This window comes from Sphingomonas sp. CFBP 13706 (genome assembly GCF_014842355.1).
Taxonomy (GTDB): Bacteria; Pseudomonadota; Alphaproteobacteria; order Sphingomonadales; family Sphingomonadaceae; genus Sphingomonas; species Sphingomonas aerolata.
On record NZ_JACYVM010000002.1, the window covers coordinates 482424 to 497434 of the forward strand.

Annotated in this window: 14 protein-coding genes; 8 read left to right on the forward strand and 6 right to left on the reverse strand. The window is 67.2% G+C overall.

The genetic code is table 11. The features are described from left to right. Positions 1–223 precede the first annotated feature (223 nt). Complete coding sequence (locus IFS44_RS05675) at positions 224–520, reverse strand: DUF2849 domain-containing protein (RefSeq protein WP_031395828.1); 297 nt, start codon at positions 518–520, stop codon at positions 224–226. Further along, positions 517–1305, reverse strand: a complete 789-nt coding sequence (cobA, locus tag IFS44_RS05680) for a uroporphyrinogen-III C-methyltransferase (protein WP_192097766.1) — start codon at positions 1303–1305, stop codon at positions 517–519. Before cobA ends, IFS44_RS05675 begins: the two co-directional genes overlap by 4 nt. Positions 1306–1504: 199 nt before the next feature. Here cobA and IFS44_RS05685 point away from each other — a divergent pair, with 199 nt between their 5' ends. After that, positions 1505–3322, forward strand: coding sequence for a DUF885 domain-containing protein (locus tag IFS44_RS05685; RefSeq protein ID WP_192097767.1), 1818 nt, complete (start codon positions 1505–1507; stop codon positions 3320–3322). Positions 3323–3385: 63 nt separating this feature from the next. On the opposite strand, the gene astD is transcribed toward IFS44_RS05685, so the two are convergent. Beyond that, positions 3386–4798, reverse strand: a complete 1413-nt coding sequence (gene astD / locus IFS44_RS05690) for a succinylglutamate-semialdehyde dehydrogenase (protein WP_031441361.1) — start codon at positions 4796–4798, stop codon at positions 3386–3388. Between the two features lie 69 nt (positions 4799–4867). Continuing rightward, the gene (locus IFS44_RS05695; RefSeq protein WP_192097768.1) at positions 4868–6247 is read right to left on the reverse strand and encodes a protein adenylyltransferase SelO family protein; all 1380 of its coding nucleotides are present in this window, start codon (positions 6245–6247) and stop codon (positions 4868–4870) included. A gap of 37 nt (positions 6248–6284) precedes the next feature. Here IFS44_RS05695 and IFS44_RS05700 point away from each other — a divergent pair, with 37 nt between their 5' ends. From IFS44_RS05700 to IFS44_RS05730, 7 genes are all read left to right on the forward strand, one after another. Then, entirely contained in the window at positions 6285–7166 is an 882-nt protein-coding gene (locus IFS44_RS05700) for an alpha/beta fold hydrolase (RefSeq protein WP_192097769.1), read from the forward strand. A gap of 62 nt (positions 7167–7228) precedes the next feature. After that, positions 7229–7987, forward strand: coding sequence for an SDR family oxidoreductase (locus tag IFS44_RS05705; protein ID WP_192097770.1), 759 nt, complete (start codon positions 7229–7231; stop codon positions 7985–7987). Between the two features lie 139 nt (positions 7988–8126). After that, positions 8127–9242, forward strand: coding sequence for a glycoside hydrolase family 130 protein (locus tag IFS44_RS05710; RefSeq protein ID WP_192097771.1), 1116 nt, complete (start codon positions 8127–8129; stop codon positions 9240–9242). 633 nt (positions 9243–9875) lie between these two features. Next, positions 9876–11012: a glycosyltransferase family 4 protein gene (locus IFS44_RS05715; RefSeq protein ID WP_192097772.1), complete on the forward strand. Its 1137-nt coding sequence runs from the start codon at positions 9876–9878 to the stop codon at positions 11010–11012. Positions 11013–11080: 68 nt separating this feature from the next. After that, positions 11081–12484 carry an NAD(P)H-dependent flavin oxidoreductase gene (locus IFS44_RS05720; RefSeq protein ID WP_031441354.1) on the forward strand — a complete coding sequence of 468 codons (1404 nt, stop codon included), beginning with the start codon at positions 11081–11083 and terminating at the stop codon, positions 12482–12484. 26 nt (positions 12485–12510) lie between these two features. After that, complete coding sequence (locus IFS44_RS05725; RefSeq protein WP_031441353.1) at positions 12511–13137, forward strand: LysE family translocator; 627 nt, start codon at positions 12511–12513, stop codon at positions 13135–13137. A 122-nt stretch (positions 13138–13259) separates the two neighbouring features. After that, entirely contained in the window at positions 13260–13508 is a 249-nt protein-coding gene (locus IFS44_RS05730; RefSeq protein ID WP_197977766.1) for a hypothetical protein, read from the forward strand. A gap of 47 nt (positions 13509–13555) precedes the next feature. On the opposite strand, the gene IFS44_RS05735 is transcribed toward IFS44_RS05730, so the two are convergent. Together IFS44_RS05735 and IFS44_RS05740 are read right to left on the reverse strand one after the other, a co-directional pair. Further along, positions 13556–13747, reverse strand: a complete 192-nt coding sequence (locus IFS44_RS05735) for a hypothetical protein (protein WP_031395371.1) — start codon at positions 13745–13747, stop codon at positions 13556–13558. Positions 13748–13838: 91 nt separating this feature from the next. Continuing rightward, a complete protein-coding gene (locus tag IFS44_RS05740) occupies positions 13839–14861 on the reverse strand; it encodes a 2-hydroxyacid dehydrogenase (RefSeq protein ID WP_192097773.1) in 1023 nt (340 codons plus the stop codon). Positions 14862–15011 lie beyond the last annotated feature (150 nt).

Genomic DNA, 15011 nt, shown 5'->3' on the forward strand with positions numbered 1-15011 from the left:
CCGAAGGGGCGCGATGGCGCGAAGAAGATTGGATTCACGCGGAGGCGCGGAGACGCGGAGGAGAAAGACGAGGAATGAACTCCCGCGCCAGCGGGCAGCAAATCTGCCTCAGTCAGCGAGTGTGAGGGCCGCTGCGCGGCAGGGGAGACACCTCCGCGCCTCCGCGCCTCCGCGCGAACCATCTTCTCACTGCTCTCGTCGCGCCTTCGCGCCATCGCGTGAATCATATAACCCAACTCCCCGCAGCCGGATCGGCCGGCTTGAGCGTAAGGTCGGGCCGCATAGTCGGACCCAAGGCGCGAATGCGATCCTTGATGTGCGCAGGGCGGGGGCCGTCTGCGGTCGCGGTCGCCTCGATCAGATAAGGGACGTTGACGCGGCGTGCGCCTTCCTCCGCCTGGAGGATCGATTCCCCCGCGACGCCGACATCGGCCGCATCCTCGATATGGCGCGACCAGCCATCGCCGGTCCACCAGATCACGTCGCCGGTGGGAAGGTCGTTTCCGGTCAGGAGCTTCATGCGGCGGCCTCTGCAATTCGTGCCCAGCGGGCGAGCTTGTCCTGCGCGTCGGAGAGTTCGACGACCTCGCCGACAACGATGATCGCGGGGCTCTTCACCGCCTCGCGCTGCACCATCGGGCCGAGATCGGCGAGCAGCGTCCGCATCGCACGGCTGCCCGATAGCGTGCCGCGCTCGAGCACCGCAACCGGCATGTCGGGCGCCACGCCATCGGCCATCAGCTTGTCGGCGATATCGGTCGCGGTGGCGATCCCCATGTAGATGACGAGCGTACGACCCTGGCCGGCAAGCCCCGACCAGTCCTGCTCGGTCAGACCCTTGCACTGGCCCGCGACGAAGCTGACCGCGCTCGAATGATCGCGGTGGGTCAGCGGCAGCATCGCCTCGGCCGCGCACCCCAGCGCTGCGGAGACCCCGGGGATCACTTCGACCGGCAGGCCCGCGGCACGCACGGCCTCGACCTCCTCGCCGCCGCGACCGAACACGAACGGATCGCCACCCTTCAGCCGGACGACGATCGCGCCGGTCTTCACATGCGCGATGATCAGCGCGTTGATCGCCTCTTGCGGCAGCGTATGGCGCGCGCGCTGTTTGGCGACCGAGATGCGCTGAGCAGCAGGCGACGCGATGTCGAGCACGCGCGGATCGATCAGCCCGTCATGGACGACGACGTCGGCGATCTCGAGCGCGGCGACCGCACGCACGGTCAGCAGACCGGGATCGCCGGGCCCCGCCCCGACGAGGATGACGCGCCCGCGGGCACCGGGGTCTAGCAAGCTTACCATGGCAGGAAGATGGGCTCTGGGCGGGCGATTGGCGAGCCCAGCATTATTTGCCCCGGGGCTAGTCCTGCTTTCCCACGTGGTGCGGCGGCCATCGCCGGAAACGTTCGCAAGCCCCGGTCACGGGCTGGTGGCGGTGGAATCCGCGCGATAGGAAGGCGCGACGAACCGGGTAACCCGGACGCGATGGGGAACTTCGATAATGCGCCTGACCTGCCTTGCCGCCATGTTGCTGGCGACCACCTTCATCGGCGCGGTGCCGGTGTCGAGCCAGGCGCTGCCGCCGCCCGCGCCGATCGCCGGTGACGGCCCCGAGGATGCGAAGCTCAAGCAGCTTTTCTATGCCAGCGACGAGCGCGATCTGAAGAACGATCCGCTGCAGGCGATCTTCCGCGGCGACATGCGCTATGCCGATCGCTTCGGCGAATATCTGACCGATGCGCGCACCGCGCAGGACAAGCGTAATGTCGAGCAGGACTTGGCTGCGATCGCCGCGATCGACCGCAGCAAGCTGACCCGCGTCGACCAGATCGCCTATGACGTGTTCCGCAACGGCCGCGAGGTCGCGCTGCGCGGGTTCGCGCCGAACCTGGTCGCGATCGACCGGCTGCTGCCGCTCAGCCATTTTGGCGGGTTCCAGACCTTTTATCCCGATTTTGCGTCGGGCAAGGGCGGCGCGCCGTTCAAGACGGTCGCGGATTACGAGACCAACCTGCGGCGCAATGCGGGCTATGCCGCGGTCTATGACCGGGCGATCGCGCGGTTCCGCGAGGGGATGGCGAAGGGCGTGACCCAGCCCAAGCTGGTCGTGCGCAACATGATCGGCCAGTTCGACAATCTGATCGCCGAGGGTGTCGAGAAATCGACCTTCTACGCGCCGGTGACGATGTTCCCCGCGTCGATCCCGGCGGCCGACCGCACGCGCCTGACCGCGGCCTATGCCAAGCAGGTGCGCGAGGTGATCAATCCCGCGCATGTCCGGATGCGTGACTTCCTCGCGAATGAATATCTCGCCAAGGCGCGCGATACGGTCGGGCTGTCGGCGCTGCCGGGCGGCGCCGCGCTCTATGCGCAGCGGATCGAGGACAGCACGACGCTGCCGCTCGAGCCCGAGGCGGTGCATCAGCTCGGCCTGTCCGAGGTCGCGCGGATCACGCAGGCGATGGAGGCGCAGAAGGCCGCGGTCGGGTTCAAGGGCACGCTGGCCGCGTTCTTCGATCATCTACGCACCGATCCGCGCTTCCAGCCCAAGTCGGCGGCGGCGGTGCGCGAGGGCTATGAGGCGATCGGCAAGCGGGTCAACGCGCGGATCGCGACGCAATTCTCGCTGGTGCCCAAAAGCCCGCTCGAGATCCGTGCAGTGCCCGATTTCCGCGCGAAGACCGATGCGGCGGGGTCGTATCAGCAGGGAACCCCCGACGGCACGCGGCCGGGGATCTTCTACTACAACACCTATGATCTGCCGACGCGGTATCTGTGGGGGATGGAGACGCTCTACCTGCACGAGGCGGTGCCGGGCCATCATTACCAAATCAGCCTGGCGCAGGAGAATGTCGCGCTGCCCGCCTTCATCCGGTTCGGCGGCAACACCGCCTATGTCGAGGGCTGGGCGCTCTATGCCGAGACCTTGTGGAAGGAACTGGGCGTCGAAAGCGATCCCTATCAGCGGATGGGTGGCCTGAACGACGAGATGCTGCGCGCGATGCGGCTGGTCGTCGATACCGGGATCCACGCCAAGGGGTGGAGCCGCGACCAGGCGATCGCGTACATGCTCGCCAATTCGCCGATGGGGCGGACTGACGCGACCGCCGAGGTCGAGCGGTACATCTCGATCCCCGGGCAGGCGCTGGCGTACAAGATCGGCCAGCTGACGATCCTCAGGATGAAGGCCAAGGCGCAGGCGGCGCAGGGTGCCGCGTTTGATCCACGCGCCTTCCATGCGCAGGTGCTCGATACGGGCGCACTGCCGATGCCGGTCCTGGAGAAGAAGATCGCCGACTGGTTGGGCGGGGCGAAGTAAACCCCATGATCCTCCCCCTGGCGGGGGAGGATTTCAGTTCAGCTTTGGGGGCCGCTACCTGCCTCAGCCGTCGCGCAGGCCGATGCCGATGCTCGCCCGCGCGCTTTCGGATTCGCTGCTGACGACCGGATAGGCGCAATAGTCGGCGGCGTAATAGGCGCTGGGGCGGTGGTTGCCCGACCAGCCGACGCCGCCGAACGGCGCGCCCGACGAGGCGCCGTTGGTGGGCTTGTTCCAGTTGACGATCCCGGCGCGGATATTGGCCCAGAACCGGTCGTAGAGCGCGGGCGTCTGGCTGATCAGCGCGGCGGACAGGCCATAGCGGGTGTTGTTAGCCTCGGCGATCGCGGCGTCGAAATCATCGGTGCGGAAGACCTGCAGGATCGGGCCGAACAGCTCGAGATCGGGGCGCTCCGCCATGTCGGTGACGTCGATCATCGCCGGGCGGAGGAAGGGCAGCGTATCGACCGGGCGTTCGAGATGCCGGATCGGGCGGCCGCCGCGCATCAGCAACTCGAGAAAGCTCTCGGTCAGCTGGTCCGCCGCCTGGTTGTCGATCACCGGGCCCATGAACGGCGCTGGGTTCGCATGTGGCTCGTCGACGATGATCCGCGCGATCATCCGCTCGATCGTGTCGAGCAGCGGCTGGGCGAGCCGTTCCTGGACGATCAGCCGGCGCGCAGCGGTGCAGCGCTGGCCGGCGGTCGTGAAGGCGGACTGGACGACGAGCACCGCCGCGGTGTGCAGGTCCGGCGTGTCCCAGACCATGATCGGGTTGTTGCCGCCCATTTCGAGCGCCAGAATTTTCTCGGGCTTCTCGGCAAAGGCGCGGTTGAGCGCGAGGCCGGTCTGGGCCGAACCGGTGAAGAGCAGGCCGTCGATATCGGGATGCGCAGCCAGCGCTTTGCCCTCCGCGGGGCCGCCGACGAGCAGCCGGATGCAATCCTCGGGCACCCCGGCGGCGCGGTAGCACTCGACGAGGAACGCGCCCGATGCGGGGGTCTTTTCGGACGGCTTGAAGACGACCGCGTTGCCGGCGATCAAGGCGGGGACGATGTGGCCGTTGGGCAGGTGTGCCGGGAAATTATAGGGGCCGAGCACCGCGAGCACGCCGTGCGGCTTGTGGCGCAGCGCGACGCGGCTGTTCATCGGCGCCTCCATCCGGCGCTGTGCGGTGCGTTCGGCATAGGCGCTGACCGAGATGTCGACCTTGGCGATCACCGTCTCGACCTCGCCGCGCGCTTCCCAGATCGGCTTGCCCGTCTCGCGCGCGATCAGGTCGGTGAACGCGTCGTTGCGCTGGCGGACGACATTGGCGAACCGGCGCATCGTCTCGATCCGGAATGCGAGCGGCTTGGACGCCCAGCCGGCCCAGCCCGACCGCGCGGTCGCCACTTCGGTATCGACATCCCCGATCGGGTGACGCCACAACAGCGTACCGGTTGCGGGTTCGTAGGAGAGGATCTCATCGGCCATATCGGGCTCTTGCCCCAATTTTAGAAGAGTTTCCACCATCCGCCGCACCGTCGGCCGCGGCACCCGCGTTCAGGCGAGCGCCTCGCCCATCGCCCGGATCGCCGCGACCTTCGCGGTAAGACGGCTCCAGTCGTCGGCGTCGGCGATCGGCGCCCAGATCGATTCCACCTCGTCGATCAGCAGGCTGCACGGCGTGCCCGACCAATAGGGATGGCTGCGATCCTTGCGCGCGGCATAGCCGCCGAGCGCGGCGCGGACCTCGTCCCATTCGGGGCCATAGCCCGCGGGAAGCTCGCCGCCGAACGCATCGAAGAAGAACCGGTCGATTCCCGCCCCGCTGGTCCGCAGCGCGCGTTCGGTCGTCTGGACGAGCGCGCGGTCGCTATCCGGATCACGCGGGCGGACGCCCAGCCGCCACAGGATCGCCGCGCCAACCTCCGCCTGATAGCCGGGGCCGAAACCGTCGAGCGCGGCGATCAGCGGATCGCTCTCGGCGATCGTGCGGAGCGATACCGCGAGCTGCATCACGTCCCAGTGGATCGCCTCGGGCTGGCGACCAAAGGCGTACAGGCCCTGATGATCGAAATAGGCGGCGGTAAAGCCCGGGTCCCAGGTCGGCGCGAACCGCCACGGGCCATAGTCGAAGCTTTCGCCGGTGACGTTGATGTTGTCCGAATTGAGCACGCCGTGGACGAAGCCCGCGGCCATGTAGCGCGCCGCGAGCCGCGCAGCCCGTGCGACGACGAGCGCGAGAAGGCGGACCGGATCATCGCCTTCCCCGTTCCCGTCCTCGTCGAACAGGTTGCGCAAGGTATAGCCGACCAGCCGGCGCAGGGCGTCGTCGTCGCGATGATAGGCGAGGCGCTGGAAGGTGCCGATCCGGACATGGCTGTGGCTGAGCCGGACCATGACTGCGGAGCGGGTCGGGCTCGGCTCGTCGCCGCGCTGCAGATCCTCGCCGGTTTCGATCAGCGACAGCGTGCGCGAGGTCGGGACGTTCAGCGCCTCGAGCATCTCGGTCGCAAGGATCTCGCGCACGCCGCCTTTCAGCGTGAGCCGGCCATCACCCGCGCGGCTCCACGGCGTCTGCCCCGACCCCTTGGTGCCGAGATCCATCAGGCGGCCGCGATCGTCGCGCATCTGGGCGAAGGTGAAGCCGCGCCCGTCGCCGAGATCGGGATTATAGTTGCGGAACTGATGACCGTGATAGCGCAAGGCAAGCGGGCCGGGCAGCGTGTCCGGCAACGGCGCGAACCGGCCGAAATGGCGGGTCCATTCATCGTCGTCGAGCGCCGCGAGGCCGACCTGCGCGGCGGCGCGATCGTTGCGGAAGCGGAGCTGGGTGCGGGGAAAATCGGCCGCCGCGACCGGATCGAAGAACGGGTCGCCGAGGTCGAGCAACGTGGTTTCGGGGCGATAGGCGGGGAAGGCTTGCGGGTCGATGGGCATGCGGCGATATGGTGGCCGCTACCCGAAGGACGCAACCATGGCCGCTTACGAAAACCTCTATTGGTGGTCCAGGGACGGGCTGCGGCTGCATGCGCGCGACTATCCCGGCGGCGGCGATGGTCGTCCGCCGATCCTGTGCCTGCCCGGGCTGACGCGGAACGCGCGCGATTTCGATGCGCTGGCGGCGCGGCTGGCGGGACGCTGGCGGCTGATCGGGATCGATTTCCGCGGGCGCGGCGAGAGCGCCTATGCCAAGGATCCGATGTCCTATGTCCCGCTGACCTATGTGCAGGATGTCGAGGCGTTGCTGGTTGAGCATGGCATCGACCGTTTCGTCGCGTTCGGGACGTCGCTCGGCGGGATCGTCACGATGCTGATGGCGGGGCCGGCGCGCGGGCGAATAGCAGCCGCGCTGCTCAACGATGTCGGCCCCGAGATCGACGCGCAGGGCCTGTCGCGGATCCGCGGCTATGTCGGCAAGGCAAGCGTCTTTCCGACCTGGATGCATGCCGCGCGCTGCGTGTCGGAGAGCAATGCCGACGTCTATCCCGACTGGACGATCGAAGACTGGCTGGCGATGGCCAAGCGCATCTACCGGCTCAACAGCTCGGGCCGGATCGTGCTCGATTACGACCTGAAGATCGCCGAACCGTTCCGCGTGCCGGGCAGCGAGGCCGGGCCGGACATGTGGCAGGCGCTGGCGGGCCTGCGCGAGATCCCGACGCTGATCGTTCGCGGTGGTCGGTCCGACCTGTTGTCCGCCGCGATCGCGGACAGGATGGTCGCATCGCTCGACCGCGCGACGCTCGTCACCGTGCCCGGGGTCGGTCATGCCCCGACGCTGAGCGAGCCGATCGTCCAGGCGCCGATCGACGAGCTGCTGGCGCAGGTGCTTGAGGGGGATGCTGTCCGCGCCTAGGGGACGGGGATGGGGCGTCGCAGCGACGCCTTGTCCCGCCTGCTCGATGACCGGAACAGCTTATGACCGCACCCGCCGACCTTCATGCGAACCATCGCTCCCTCAAGGGTCGACGCGCGATCATCACGGGAGGGACGACAGGGATCGGCCGGGCGATCGCGGTGCTGCTCGCGGCGGGGGGCGCCAAAGTCTATATCTGCGGTCACGATGCGGGTCATCTCGAGGACGCGCTCGTTTGCATCCGCGAGGTTGGCGAAGGCGACGGGATGGTCACCGAGCTTGCCGATCCGGACAAGGTCCGCGCCTTTTTCGATGCCGGCGAGGCGTATCTGGGCGGGTTCGACATCACCGTCGTCAACGCCTCGATCGCCGCGGGCGGGCTGACGCAGATGGACGAAGACGCGCTGCGCTACGCGATCGCGGTCAATTTCACCGCCTATCTGCTCAGCGCGCATCACGCCGCGCACCGGATGACGCCGATCGGCGACCTGATCCTCATCGGTTCGCTCAGCGCGCATATCCTCGGGCCGAGCTCGACCGTCTATGCGGGCATCAAATCGGGTATCGCCGGTTTCGCCGAGGCGCTGCGTCGAGAGCTGGGGCCCAAGGGGATCCGGGTGTCGCTGATCGAGCCGGGCAAGGTCGGCTCCAACATGCAATATCCCGACGTGCCCGACGAAAAGCAGCGGCAGATGATCGCGGCGGAGCAGATGCTGCGCGGCGAGGACATAGCCGCGGGGGTCGAGTTCCTGCTCACGCAGCCGACGCGCAGTGTGATCCAGCAGCTCGTTATCGTGCCGCGGGCGCTGGAGGGGGAATAGCGACACCGCTCACCCGTCCCGTTCGTGCTGAGCGAAGTCGAAGCACCTCCGCCCGGGGCATGCCCTTCGACTTCGCTCAGGGCGAACGGGAGAGGGGCGGGGCGGGGCGGCCGAACAACAAGAATTTTAGGAGAATAGCATGTTCGATCAGCTCGTCTTCACCCCTGCGGACATCGACCTGTCGCGCTCGCCACTGGCGGGCAAGGTCGGGGCCGAAACCTATGTGCTCGGCGCGTTCAATCCGGGGATGACGCGGCTGGCGAACGGCAACCTTCTGCTGATGGTGCGCGTGGCCGAGGCGTTGCGCGAGCCGGTCAAGGGCGGCAACGTCCATGCGATCCGCTGGCAGGACGGCGCCTATCTGCGCGATGCGTGGCCGTTGCAGATGGTGGACACCAAGGATCCGCGCAAATTTCTGATCCCCGGCGGCGGGTGGAAGGTGATGGCGCTCACCTCGCTGTCCTGGCTCCTGCCGGTCGAGCTCGACGCGGAGGGCCGTTCGGTCGTCGCGGTCCATTACGACAAGGCGATCGCGCCGCGCACGCCTTATCAATGCTATGGCGTCGAGGATGCCCGCATCTCGAAGGTCGGCGACCGCTATCTGATGACGACCTGTTCGGTCAGCCCGGAACGGCATTCGACCACCCTCTATTCGTCCGCCGACGCGCTCGACTGGCAGCTCGAGGGGATCGTGCTCGATCACCAGAACAAGGACATGCTGATCTTCGAAGGGCTGATCGGCGGGCAATATTGGGCGCAGACGCGGCCGCTCGGCGACTTGTATTTCACCTATCCGCCGGGCAGCGAATGGCGCGCCGGGCCGTCGATCAACCTGTCGCGCTCGCCCGACGCGCTCCACTGGAAGCCGCATGACAAGCCCGGCATCCGCCCTCACGCCGCCACGGTCTCGACCGCGCGGATGGGCGGGGGGACACCACCGATCCTGACCGATCGCGGCTGGCTGAGCCTGTGGCACGGCGTCGAGCCGTCGGGCGTGGTCGGCATCTACCGCACCTATTGGTCGATCCTCGACAAGGACGACCCGTCGATCACGATCGCAACCCAGCACGCGCCGCTGCTCGAGGCGAACCCCGCGCTGACCGAGCCGCTGAAGGACCAGATGTACGTCGACAACGTCGTCTTCACGACGGGCATTGCGGACGCGGGCGACTTCTACGTGGTCGCGAGCGGCGAGGCGGATCTGGCGTGCCGGATCACGCACATCGCGAAGACTGCGTTCGACCCGCCCGTTTGATGCGGTTTGTGGCGTATTTTGGTGGTTAGCTGCCGTTCGCTTTGGGGCAGGAGGGTGGGTAGGCTTGGGCTCGGTATTTAGAAACGACCTCCGCCAATCCCACCGAGTCACCTGGCCAAAACGAACCTAGGAAGACCCGCTTCAGCTTACCGCCACCTTGATTAACCTCAAGATGAGGTTTGTACCCACCCAACGGCCATATGCCAGCAACACACCCCCACTCCCAATGCTGCCGCCTCCAAACAGTGTCTAGTGTAACACCTTGTTCGGTGAGGATAAGGCGGCGCGGCCGAACTACCGGAACCACGGAAAGGCAAGCCCAGAACGTGAAGAACGGCGTCTCGACGAGGCATAGAGCCCAGATGTCGTCGCCATTTAGGCGAGGGACGCCCGGGGAAAAAACGAGCAGAATTGGGAACATCAAAAGCACAGCAAAAAGGATACCCGAGAGGGCATATGGCCATCTTCGCGACAGCACCGTCACTTGCTTCATCCCCACCTCGCCCGAGGTGAAGTACGCCCAGTACGTTAGCGTAATATGAACGAACATCCGCGATTGTGGGCGGCAGCGGACAGCAATCCAGCGCGCCTGCTCCCTTGAAACCCCGGCGAGAAATCGGCATCGCGTCGGGCATGGCCGCACCCGTCAACATCCTGCATCTCCACTCCTCGTTCGACCTCGGCGGGAAGGAGGCGCGGGCGGTGCGGTTGATGAATGCGTTCGGCGATCGCGCGAAGCACACCATCGTGTCGGGCGTGGCCGATGCGCTGGGCGCGCAGGCGTCGATCGCCAAGGGGATCCGCTACGAGATCGCGCAGAACCCGCCGCCGCTGACGGGCAAGCCGTCGGTCGCGCGCTACGAGGCGATTGCGCAATATATGCGGCGGTTCGATCTGGTGCTGAGCTACAACTGGGGGGCGATCGACGGGGCGATGGCGCGGCGCGCGTTCGGCAAGGGCGCGCCGCCGCTGGTCCATCACGAGGACGGGTTCAACGCCGACGAGGCGGGCGGGCTGAAGATCGAGCGCAACATCTATCGTCGGCTCGCGCTGGGTGCGGCACATGCGCTGGCGGTACCGTCCGAAGTGCTCGAGGCGATCGCGCTGAAGACCTGGAAGCAGCCGCGCGAGCGGGTTCACCGGATCGTGAATGGAATCGGCACCGCCTATTACGCGCAGAAGCCCGAACCCAAGGCGATCCCGGGGTTCGTCCCGAAGGCGAAGGAGGTCGTCATCGGCGCGCTGGCGGGCCTGCGCGAGGTGAAGGACCTGACCGCACTGGTGCGTGCGGTCGGCGGCGTGTCGGGTCGGGTGCGGCTGGTGATCGTCGGCGAGGGACCCGAGCGCGCGCGGATCGCCCAGGCGGCGGCGGCGATGGGGATGGCTGATACGCTCGTCCTGCCGGGATTTCTCGACCGGCCCTATCGTTATATCGGGCATTTCGACATCCTCGCTCTGTCGTCGCGCAGCGAGCAGTTTCCGATCTCGGTGGTCGAGGCGATGGCCGCCGGCCTGCCGATCGCGAGCTATCCGGTCGGCGACGTCGCGCGGATGGTTGCGCCCGAAAACCTGCCGTTCATCACCGAGGCGCCGAGCGAGGTGCGGCTGCGCGATGCGTTGCAGGCGCTGGTCGCGGATCCCGCGTTGCGTGCGTCGATCGGGGCGGCGAATCAGCGGCGGGCGCGGGCCGAATTCGACGAATCGGTGATGATCGCGCGCTACCGTACGCTGTACGAAGAGGCGCTCGGCAGACCCGGCGCGCTAACCTAGGTCTTAATTTGCTCGCACGCTGCGTCCTTGCGATATAGGGGGCCGTATTTTCCGGGAGAGGTGACGTCGTGTTCAAGGGCCTGAAGCCTATCGTCTATAACGGTCGCGAAGTGTGGCCGCTGGTGGAAGGCGGCAAGGGAGTCGCGGCGACCAACCATGCGTCGGCCGGAGCCTGGGCCGCCGCGGGTGGCATCGGCACGGTTTCTGCCGTGAATGCCGATAGTTACGATCCAGAGGGCAAGATCATCCCGCAGGTCTATGCCGCGCTGACGCGGCGTGACCGGCATGAGGAGCTCGTCCAGTATGCGATCGACGGTGCGGTCCAGCAGGTCGAGCGCGCCTATGAGATCGCCGACGGCAAGGGCGCGATCAACATCAACGTGCTGTGGGAAATGGGCGGCGCGCAGCGGATCCTGCACGGCGTGCTCGAGCGGACGCGCGGCAAGGTGGCGGGCGTCACCTGTGGTGCGGGCATGCCCTACAAGCTGAGCGAGATCACCGCGTCCTACGGCGTCAGCTATCTGCCGATCGTCAGTTCGGGGCGGGCGTTCCGTGCGCTGTGGAAGCGCGCCTATTCGAAGGCGGCACAGTGGCTCGCCGCGGTCGTGTACGAGGATCCGTGGCTCGCGGGCGGGCATAACGGCCTGTCGAATGCCGAGGATCCGCTGAAGCCGCAGGATCCCTATCCGCGCGTCAAGGAACTGCGCGACGTGATGCGCGAGGGCGGTATTTCGGACGACGTGCCGATCGTGATGGCGGGCGGCGTCTGGTACCTGCGCGACTGGAACGACTGGATCGACAATCCCGAGCTCGGCACGATCGCGTTCCAGTTCGGTACCCGCCCGCTGCTGACGCGCGAAAGCCCGATCCCGCAGGGGTGGAAGGACGCGCTGACGAAGATCGAGGAAGGCGACGTGCTGCTGCACAAATTCTCGCCGACCGGTTTCTATTCCTCGGCGGTGCGCAACCCGTTCCTGCGCAGCCTCGAGGCGCGGTCCGAGCGCCAGATCGCGTTTTCGACGCAGGAAGCGGGCGACCACATCTTCCAGCTCGACGTCGGGGTTAAGGGCAAGAATTTCTGGGTGACACGCAACGATCTGCTGCGCGCACGCCAGTGGTTCGGCGAAGGCTTTACCGACGCGCTCAAGACCCCGGACAACACGCTGGTCTTCGTCGGTCCGGAAGAAAAGGGCATGATCCGCAAGGACCAGGCAGACTGCATGGGCTGCCTGTCGCAATGCTCCTTCTCGAGCTGGGCGGATACCGAGACCAACTCGACGGGGCGGCTCGCCGACCCGCGCAGCTTTTGCATCCAGAAGACGCTGCAGGATATCGCGCATGGCGGCGACATCGACCAGAACCTGATGTTCGCCGGCCATGCGGCGTATAACTTCAAGAAGGACCCGTTCTATTCCAACGGGTTCGTGCCGAGCGTCGGGCAGCTGGTCGATCGGATCCTGACCGGCGACTGAGCCGGTCAGGCTAGGGGGGCAAAGGCATGACGCTGCATGCGTGGACGGTGTTCCTGGTCGCGGTGATCCTGTTGTGCGGGACGCCGGGGCCGAACATGCTGCACGTCATGACGCGCAGCATGACCTTCGGCGCGCGGCGCAGCCTGGCGGCGATGGCGGGGTGCCTGACCGCGCTGGTCCTCGTCCTCGCCGCATCGGCGGCGGGGGTCGCGGCTTTGCTGACTGCTTGGCCGCGGGTGTTCGATGCGCTGCGCTATGCCGGTGTCGCCTATCTGATCGTGCTGGGGATCAAGGCGTGGCGCGGTGCCGGCGGGCCGGTCGATCTGGGCGCCGACACGCTGCCGCGCACGATGTCGGCCGCACGGCTGTTCCGCGGCGGGTTCGTGATCGGGATCAGCAATCCCAAGCTGCTGCTGTTCGCAGCCGCCTTCCTGCCGCAGTTCGTCAACCGCGCCGCACCGCAGGGGCCGCAGTTCGCGATCCTCGTTGTCACCTTCGCGGTGGTCGAAAGCCTCTGGTATGCGGTCTATGCGATGAGCGGGCGGACGCTCGCGCGGCATCTGACGCGACCGGCATTGCGGCGCGCCTTCGACCGCGCGACGGGGGCGGTGTTCGTCGGCTTTGGGCTCGCACTGCTCGGAACGCGCGTCTGACGCGGCGGCCGAGGTTGCCGATCGGCGGGATAGCGCGCATACCGGACGCATTGCGGCGCTTCATTCGGGCAAGCCACGACTGAGAGACGTATCGCGCTCCCGCTCCCTGCCGGGATTATCAGATGACCACCACGCCCAGCGCCGATGTTGCGCCCATTTCGCGTGCGATGAACGTACGCGTCACCGAGGCCCAGGCCGTCGCGATGTGCGCCAAGCACAAGGCCGAGATCAGCGCGATCGAATCACTGCCGTCGGGGGGGACACGGATCGTCCTGATGAACATTGCGGATGCCGCGACCGTCGCCAAGGCGTTCGGGTCGAAAGTCCTGACGGGCAGCGTCCAGCGGACCGGCTGGATCCGCGCACGGTGATTTGAGGGGCGACGCGCGGACCTTCAGGCCCGCGCGCGCCAGACGTTTCAGTCAGCGACCGTGCCGACCACCGCACCGCCGGCACCACCGACCGCTGCGCCCTTTTCGACACTACCGCCCGTCGCCGCGGCGACACCCGCACCGCCCGCAGCACCGATGCCTGCGCCCTTGAGCGTCGAGCAGGCGCTCATCGACACGGCGGACGCGATCAGCAGCGCGGAAACAGCAATCTTCTTCATGGGATACTCCTCTTTCTCTCCGGGGGTATCCAACAAATGCCGCACTGCGGAATCGGTTCCGGGCACGGGCGCGGGGACAGGGGAGGTGCCGTCAGGCCCAGCCTTCGAGCACCTGATCGGGCGGGCGGTGGCCATCGGCCCACATCCGGATGTTCTGGATCACCTTCTCGCCTGTCGCGATCCGCCCCTCGAACGTCGCCGATCCCATGTGCGGGAGCATCACGACGTTATCGAGCGCGAGCAGCCGCGGATCGATCTGCGGCTCGTGACGCCAGACGTCGAGCCCGGCGCCGGCGAGCCGGCCCGCCTCGAGCGCGTCGACCAGCGCGGTCTCGTCGACCACGCCGCCGCGCGAGGCGTTGATGAGGAAGACGTGCGGGCGCATCAGCGCGATCCGCCGCGCGTCGATCATGTCCCGGCTGTCGGCGTTGAGCGGGGTGTGGATCGTGACGATGTCGACTGCGCCGAGCAGCTCGTCGAGCGAGGCGTGCCACGTCGCCCCGAGCGCCTGTTCGAGTGCGACGGGGAGGCGGCGGCGATTGTGATAGTGGATCGAGAGGCCGAATGCGGCGGCGCGGCGCGCGACCGCCTGTCCGATCCGGCCCATCCCGACGATGCCGAGTGCCTTGCCGCCGATCCGGTGGCCGAGCATCCCGCCGGGGCTCCAGCCGGTCCATGCGCCCGAGCGAACGAGCTTCTCGCCCTCCGCCAGCCGCCGCGGCACCGACAGGATCAGCGCCATCGTCATGTCTGCGGTGTCTTCGGTCAGCACCCCCGGCGTGTTGGTGACGATGATCCCGCGCGCCCGCGCCGCCTTCAGGTCGATATGGTTCACGCCCGCGCCATAATTGGCGATCAGGCGAAGGCGATCGCCCGCGCCCGCGATCAGCGCGGCGTCGATATCGTCGGTCACGGTCGGGACCAGCACATCGCAATCGGCCATCGCGGCGGCCAGCTGGTCGCGGCTGAGCTTGGCATCGCTGTGATTGTTGGTCGTGTCGAACAGCGCCGCCATACGGTCCATGACCGCATCGGCGAGTTCGCGCGTGACGACCACCTTGGGGTTGGGGCAGCGCCGGGTGTCGGGCCAGCTATCGGGGCGTGGATCGGGCATGACTGTGGCTTGGCGAACGTCATCCACGGCGTCAACGATGGAGCGGCAAAACCGCGCTGCGATCCGTGGAACGGCGGCGCGCGCGCTTAGCAGTTGAAACCGCCGCCGCGGTGGCGATAGAGCTTGGCCGGACACGAACCGCGTCGGCAA